The organism is Arthrobacter sp. 10T419 (genome assembly GCF_056394105.1).
Map to the genome: position 1 here is coordinate 23,026 of NZ_JBFTHF010000013.1, position 7,424 is coordinate 30,449.

Genomic DNA, 7,424 nt, shown 5'->3' on the forward strand with positions numbered 1-7,424 from the left:
GGTACGCCGGGTGGGTCACCGGTTCCCAGGAGCTGAGCATGCGGGAGCAGCAGGACATTGTTGTCATCGGCGGCGGTCAGGCCGGGCTCGCGATGAGTCGGGTGCTGCAGCAGCAAGGCCGCGACCACGTCGTCTTGGAGCGCGGGCGGGTCGGTGAGCGCTGGCGGACCGAGCGATGGGATTCCCTTCGCTTTCAGTTCCCGAACTGGACCCTGCAGCTGCCTGGCTACGCATATCAGGGGCCCGATCCGGAGGGGTTCGCCCACTACCGCGGGATCCTCGGTCTCCTGGAGGACTACGCGGGGCACCTGGCGGCGCCCGTGCGTGAACACACCGAAGTCCAGGCTCTCGCAGCGCTCGGCGGGGACGAGGGCTTCAAGCTGTCCCTGGCGGACGGGTCCATCCGGGCGCGGAACGTCGTCATCGCGACGGGGCCCTTTCAGCTTCCCCGGATCCCCGCCTTGGCGCAGGAGGTCCCACGATCGGTCCTGCAGCTCGACCCCACGCACTACCGGCGTCCCGAGGCCCTGCCGGAAGGTGCCGTGCTGGTTGTCGGCAGCGGGGCCTCCGGCACCCAGATCGCCGATGAGCTGCTCCGTGCCGGACGCCGCGTCTACCTCTCGGTCAGCAGGCACCGGCGCGCCCCGCGGCGCTTCCGGGGCAAGGACGCCTACTGGTGGTTCGACGCACTGGGCCGTTTCGCGCAAACCATCGACAGCTTTCCCGGGCGTCAGTACCCGCCGTCGACGGTCGTGACAGGGGTGAACGGCGGCTACGACGTCGACGTTCGCAAGCTTGCGGCAGCCGGCGCGAACGTGATTGGCCGGGTCACCGGAGCGTCAGGCGGCGAGCTGGGGGTGCAAGCCAACGCGAATCAGATCCTCGATGAGGCCGATCAGGCGTACGCCGGCTTCGTGGCGGCAGCCCGGGACTTCATCACAAGAGGCGGTGAGGATGGGCTCACCGAGGCGGACCCGGGGGAACCAGAGCCTCTTCCCGGTGTGCAGGAGGTCGAATCGCTGAGCCTCCCGGCGGAAGGCATTACCACTATCGTCTGGGCGACGGGGTACGGCTACGACTATGGCTGGGTCAGGATTCCGGTGTTCGATGCCCGCGGCCGGCCCGCCCAGCAGCACGGCGTCACCGCCGTTCCGGGCCTGTACTTCCTTGGGCTGCACTGGATGCACACGTTCAAGTCCGGGCTGCTCTCGGGTGTGGGCGACGACGCCGAATTCCTGGCCGATCGGATGTCTCGGGGGCGCCGTCCCTAGAGGTAGTCGCCGGCGCGTTCGCGGGCGATTTCCAGCAGCGTGGAATGGAACGCGACCTCGGCCGGGGCGTAGACCTTGTCCTGGCGCTGGGCCAGCAGCACCCGCCGCAGGGGCGCGGCGGAACCGAGGCTGATCACCCGGACGTCCGGGTGCTGCAGGGCCACGGCCGTCTTCGGCACCATGGCCACGCCCATGCCGACACTCACCATCGCCTGCGCTTCCTGGTAGTCGTTGGCCAGGAAGCCGATGGTCGGTTCGAACCCGGCTTCATGGGCGGAGCGTTGCAGCACCTCGACGACGGGGTGCGCCTCGGCCCGCACGATCCACGATTCCTTGCGTAGCTCCTCCATCCGGATCTCCTCGCGGTCGGCCAGCGGATGGCTGCGGGACACCAGCAGGACGGTGCTTTCCTGGAAGACCTCCGTGATCCGGATCGAATCGTCCTGAAAGCGGTTCCAGGGGTAGTCCCACAGCAGGCACAGCCCGGTCACTCCGGACTGCAGGTCGCTCACCAAGTCATCGAAGCGCGCACTGCGGACGGACAGGCCAATTGCCGGGTACCGCTTCTTGAAGGCCCGGATGACCACCGGCAGGAACGAGCCGGCGAGCGTCGGAAACGTGCCAACCGTCAGGGAGCCCCGCTTGAGGCCCGCGATCTGGTCCAGGTCCGACTGGGCGGCGCGCATCTGCCCGATGACCTTGCGCGCGTGCCCGGCGAGGACCTGCCCGGCCTCGGTGGGCACCACTCCGCGGGAACGGCGGTTCAGCAGCGGCTGCCCGACTTCCTGCTCGAGCTTCCGCAGCTGCTGCGAGACGGCGGAGGGCGTGTACATCATCAGCTCGGCCGCGGCGGTGATCGACCCCTGCTCCACCACCTCCACCAGCAAGGCAAGGCGCCGGATGTCGAACAATTCCTGATCAGGATCGTTAAGCAACGCTTTACCCTTCTGTTGAATTTGTTAATTCTATACATTCACGCTCCCTTGCGCGGGGTGGCGGGAGCAATTTCCGACGACGGCATCCCGGTAAGTGGGACAGCATGGGCCTCAGTGACAGTGATTGAAGCATCGCTACAGTCCTATACAGAAATCCAACCTTGTCTTCATTTGTGATCTGAATCAATCTCGAATCAAGCCCTTGAACACTTGGGCAGAACCGAAGCAAGGAACAGACCATGAAGATCGAGGCGGAGTGGATGCGCGGAGGCACCAGCAAATGCTGGGTCTTCGAAACCGGCCAGCTGGATGAAACCGGGACCAGCCCGGACGTCCTGCTGCCCCGGCTGTTCGGCAGCCCCGACCACCGGCAGATCGACGGGGTGGGCGGCGCCACCTCCACCACCAGCAAGGCGATGATCCTGCACCGCCCCGCCGACGCCGGCGTCGACGTCGAATTCACCTTCGCCCAGGTGGGCATCGAAGAGGCCGCCGTGGATTGGGGCAGCAACTGCGGCAACTGCTCGGCAGTGGTGGGCCTGTACGCCATCGAAAAGGGCTGGGTGGTTCCCGACGGCGACGTCACCCGGATCGTCACCCGCAACACCAACACCGGCCAGGTCATCATCCAGCGGGTCGCGACGCCGGCCGGCGCCCTGCCGATCGTCCCGCAGGCCCAGATGCCCGGCGTCCCGTTCCCCGGCTACCGGGTGGGGCTCGGCTTCCTGGACCCGGCCGGCAAAACCACGGGCCAGCTGCTTCCCACCGGATCGGCCACCGACACCATCGTCGCCGGCGGGACCCGCTGGACTGTCTCCATGGTCGACGCCGGAGCGCCGGTCGTCATGCTGCGCGCCGAGGACCTGGGTCTCGACCCGGAGCGCTACGGCAGCTGGCCCGCCGGGCTGGAACTGCAGCTGGACACCCTGGAACACATCCGGCGCCAGGCAGCCGTGCGGATGGGGCTCGCGGCAACGCCCGCCGAGGCCGCCCGCGCCGTCCCCAAGGTCGCCGTCGCGGGGGCCCCTGCCCCGTCCGACGCCGACAGCGACGTCGCCGTCGTCATGCTTTCGATGGGCAAGCCGCACCCGGCCCTGGCCATCACCGGAAGCATCGCCCTGACCCTCGCGGCCCGCACCCCGGGCACGCTGCTTGCCGACATCACCGGCGGGACCGTTCGCCCCACCCTGCGGCTGCGCACCCCGGCCGGGGTCATCGAAACCTGGAGCGAGGAACGGGACGGGCAACTGCTCGTCGGCGTCGACCGCACAGCCCGCACCATCGCCACCACCACCATCCACCTTCCCGAGGCCCTCGGCACCGCCGTCGGCGCCTCCTTTGCCAGCGCTACTCGATGAGGAGAAAGCATCATGACTAACATCGCAGAAAAGACTGCAGAAGAAACCGTAGAAAAGGCACCGCAACAGACCGCCCCCGGCGACACCCGCGTCGAGCCCTCCCGGCGCCCGGACCGCCGCCGCCGTATCCTGCTGGTGACGGTAGCCGCGATCGCTGTCCTGGGTCTGGTCGCCCTCCTGTTTGGAGGTGGCCTGTTCAACCCCGCGGCCGCCCCTGACTCGGAGCCGACCATGACCGCCACCCAGATCATCCCGCTTGTCATCCTCGTGGTGATGTTCGTCGTCGCCACCAAATGGCCGCTGAACATCGGCGTCATGGGGCTGGTGGCGTCCTTCGGCGTCGGCTACTTCATGCTCGGCATGAGCGACAAGGAAATCCTGGAGGACTTCCCGGCCAGCATCGTCCTGACGATCATCGGCGTGACCTACTTCTTCAGCATGGCCCAGCGGAACGGGTCCATCGACATCATCGTCCAGACCTGCGTGCGCCTGGTGCGGGGCAAGACGATGCTGCTTCCCTGGGTGTTCTTCCTGCTGGCTGCCGCGCTGACCTCGCTGGGCACCTTCTCCCCGGCAGCGGTGGCGCTGCTGGCACCGGCGGCCCTGGGACTGGCGTACGAGTCGCGCATCCACCCGGTCCTGATGGGCGCCTTCGTCATCAACGGCGCCCACGCCGGCGGCTTCTCCCCGCTTTCCGTTGCCGGCGTGCTGGTGCACGACATCGCGCTGAAGAACGGCTTCCCCATCTCGCAGGGCGGGCTCTTCACGGCCAGCTTTGCCCTGAACTTCATTCTTTCCGCACTGACCATCGTGCTGTTCGCCCTGCTGGGCAAGCTGCGCGACAAGCACGGCAACGAGTACACCGGTCTGGACACGGCCCGCACCGGCCGTCCCGGGGGCCAGCAGATCTTCACCCTGGTGCTGATCGCCGTGATCCTGGTGTGCACGCTGGGCTTCCACATGCCGATCGGCTTTGTGGCCCTCTCCGCCGGCCTGCTGCTGGCGTTCGTCAACATCAAGGAACACAAGACGTTCATCGGCGGCGTGTCCTGGTCCACCGTGCTGCTGGTGGCCGGCATGATCACCTACGTCTCCCTGCTCCAGCACGTGGGCGTCATCGACACCCTCGCCGAGATGGCCCTCGCCCTGGGCGCTCCGCTGCTGATCGCCCTGGTCCTCTGCTACGTCATCGGCGTCGGCTCCGCGTTCGCGTCCTCGACGGCGCTGCTCACCGCCTTCATCCCGATGGCCGGGCCGCTGCTGGCCACCAGCTCGCTCAGCGCCTCCGGAACCGTCGCGGCCCTCGCTATCGCGGCCACCGTGGTGGACGTCTCCCCCTTCTCCACCGACGGCGCCCTGGTGGTGGCCAACGCCCGCGACAACGACCGCCAGCGCGTCTACCGCCAGCTCATGATGTACGCCGGAGGTGTGGTCCTGGTGGCGCCGGCGCTGGCCTGGGTGCTGCTGGTGCCGACCGGGGTTATGTAGGCGGGCTCTTGTTACGGGCCAAAGGCAGGCCGGCTTTCAGAGCCGGCCTGCCTTTGATTTTGCGATGTTTACAGCCCGGCGGCCACAGCATCCACCTACTGGACTTCGGCCGCTGGGGCGTCCACCTGCACCGCCATTTGAAGGAGCGGGCGACGGCGGACTCGTCCTCAGCGATAACGTCCCCGCGCACCTCGCCTTGGTGAAAGAGGGGTTCGATGCGCGGCTGGGGCGGACGGCTGTGCCTCGTGAGTTCTGACCTATATCTCTCGCCTCATCGAAAGCCCCACTGAGCCCAGTAGGGGCTGCGAGGCGGCGCCACAAAGATACTATTGGGGTCGCTACTACCGCTCGTTGCGGTTTCAGTTTGGGAGGGGACAAGAAAATGACCACGGAGAATAAGGCGCTCGTGCCCGTATGGGCGCTCGCTACCGAGGCAGTTAGCGTGTCGAACGTGCTTGGCAACGACGGTATGACACCGGGGCGGCTCGCTGAACTGAGAACCGTACTCGCTGCGCTTGCGGACTCCCCTGTGGTCACTCTGGAAGCACATCCAATCTCCACCACGCGGGATCGGAACAGCGGGATTGCGCTTCACGCGGCCAGCCCGCTCGCTAGGCAGCTGGCAGAGCTCGTCACCAACACCGCAAAGGCCACATCTCCGGTAAACGTCGCAGAAACGGGTGACGTGCTCTACCGAATGGTGGTCCCTGCAAAGGTCGCCGCCCAGGTCGGTAAGGGCCTTGTAAACCCCATGGTTTCCAAAGCCGCTGCTGGCGGTATTCGGGGCGCGTTGGTCAACTCTGCCGGGACCACTGTTGCGCAAGCCTCGTTTGTGCCTGTCGCTGGAGGCGCGGCTGCTGCCGGCGCCGCAACCGGCTCCGCCGCGACCGCTAGTGTGGCAGTCGCGAGCGCCGGGGCTTTGACAGTGGCGGCGCCTCTAGTGCTGATGGCCGTCGCGGTCAGCGCGAGCGCCTACGCCGATCACCAACGCCAGCAAGCGATCGAGCGAATTACCGACCTCCTGGAGCAATTGCACGACGACAATCTCGACAGCGAGCGCAACGAACTGGATGCTTGTCCCGAAGCGATCGACAAAGCGACATCAGTCCTCCTCGACCAAGGCCGCATCGGGCTGTCGCTGGGCCTTGATTCCGCATCGCACGCGATCAGCACGGCGATCGCAGCAACCCGGAGGCGGCTCAAGAAGTGGCAAGCAGCGCTGGATGCACTGCCCGAAGGGCCAGTCGAAGTAGGTGCGCTGGCGAAATCGTTCCCCGGCTTCAACGAGGAGGGCGGCGTATTCCGCGCGCATCTGGAGATCGCTCGACTCGCCATCGCTCTAAAACGCCGGGTACTCGTGCTTCAAGCAGTGGAACATGCTCAACAGGACACGGACAATCCATTCAAGAGCTTCATCGGGTCGTTGCATGACGATGAACGTGGCATCGACGAGCTGGAATCCGCCATCACCTCAGTTCTGATTCGGCTGTCGGCTCTTGAGCTGAAGCGTGATGGAGGTTTCCGGATTCCCGCGTTCACCCCCGGCGAGGTCGACAACCTACTCGTCGCCGCATATCGCCTTCGATCCATGGGCGACGGCTTGCCCACAGGATTCCACCAGGCCGATGTCGCGATTGAGATCGAACGAAGCAGGGACGGATCTCTCATAGTTTTCCCTGCGGCGGCTGCCTAGGCACCCTCAACGGGACTGCCGGCGGCATCCCATTGCTAGTCTCGCTTCACGAACTACTGATCCCACGGAGAAAACTATGTCTGGAAATGCGGAGAAAGCTGCAGCCATGTTGAAGAACAGCGGAGCCAAGGCACAGGCCGCCGGCTGCAAGCTCCGCGCTCTCGCCACTGACCCCGAAGTGCAAGCGAAAGCAAAAAAGGCTGCCATTGAAGGTAAAAAGATCTATGAGGTTGTAACAAGCCCCAAGGCTATGGAGTTCTACCGTCGGGCAGCGGAAGTCATAAAAAAGACGCGGAAGAAGTAAGTCCGACATACAGGTCCGCCAAGCACTTTGATTGATGGACGCTCGATGTCCGCGTGATCGGCCGAACACGGCAAGCGATATTCAGCAAGGACTCGAGGTTGAACTCCCTGCGTCTCGCGCCGCTATGGATGCACCAGCACCTTCACGGCGGTGTCCTTGTGGTTGATGAGGGTGTCGAAGCCCTGCTCCACGAGGTCGTCGAGCGCGATCCTTCCGGTGATGAATGGCTTGAGGTCCACCTTGCCCTCCTGCACCATCCTGATCACGGCGGGATGGTCCCGGACGTAGGCGATGGTGCCGCGCAGGTCGATCTCCTTGAGCACCAGCTTCTGCATGTCCACGGTGGCGGGCGCGCCCCAGATGGAGACATTGACC

The 7,424-nt window shown here is 65.7% G+C and carries 6 protein-coding genes and 1 pseudogene; 5 read left to right on the forward strand and 2 right to left on the reverse strand.

All coding sequences use genetic code 11. The annotated features are described in order from the left end of the window. Positions 1-38: 38 nt before the first annotated feature. A complete protein-coding gene (locus AC1DBD_RS17330; RefSeq protein ID WP_476982652.1) occupies positions 39-1,271 on the forward strand; it encodes an NAD(P)-binding domain-containing protein in 1,233 nt (410 codons plus the stop codon). On the opposite strand, the gene AC1DBD_RS17335 is transcribed toward AC1DBD_RS17330, so the two are convergent. After that, a complete protein-coding gene (locus AC1DBD_RS17335) occupies positions 1,268-2,206 on the reverse strand; it encodes a LysR substrate-binding domain-containing protein (protein WP_476982653.1) in 939 nt (312 codons plus the stop codon). The genes AC1DBD_RS17330 and AC1DBD_RS17335 overlap by 4 nt on opposite strands. A gap of 239 nt (positions 2,207-2,445) precedes the next feature. Here AC1DBD_RS17335 and AC1DBD_RS17340 point away from each other — a divergent pair, with 239 nt between their 5' ends. The 4 genes from AC1DBD_RS17340 to AC1DBD_RS17355 all read left to right on the forward strand — a co-directional run bounded on the left by AC1DBD_RS17340 (position 2,446) and on the right by AC1DBD_RS17355 (position 7,049). Further along, complete coding sequence (locus AC1DBD_RS17340) at positions 2,446-3,564, forward strand: PrpF domain-containing protein (RefSeq protein ID WP_476982654.1); 1,119 nt, start codon at positions 2,446-2,448, stop codon at positions 3,562-3,564. Positions 3,565-3,795: 231 nt separating this feature from the next. After that, positions 3,796-5,052 carry an SLC13 family permease gene (locus tag AC1DBD_RS17345; protein WP_476982657.1) on the forward strand — a complete coding sequence of 419 codons (1,257 nt, stop codon included), beginning with the start codon at positions 3,796-3,798 and terminating at the stop codon, positions 5,050-5,052. A 382-nt stretch (positions 5,053-5,434) separates the two neighbouring features. After that, positions 5,435-6,745 (forward strand): hypothetical protein, encoded by a 1,311-nt coding sequence (locus tag AC1DBD_RS17350; RefSeq protein WP_476982655.1) that lies wholly within the window; start codon positions 5,435-5,437, stop codon positions 6,743-6,745. Between the two features lie 106 nt (positions 6,746-6,851). Beyond that, the gene (locus AC1DBD_RS17355; RefSeq protein WP_476982656.1) at positions 6,852-7,049 is read left to right on the forward strand and encodes a hypothetical protein; all 198 of its coding nucleotides are present in this window, start codon (positions 6,852-6,854) and stop codon (positions 7,047-7,049) included. Positions 7,050-7,171: 122 nt separating this feature from the next. On the opposite strand, the pseudogene AC1DBD_RS17360 reads toward AC1DBD_RS17355, so the two are convergent. Then, positions 7,172-7,424 (reverse strand): annotated as a pseudogene (locus tag AC1DBD_RS17360) (2,3-butanediol dehydrogenase); the annotation flags it as partial.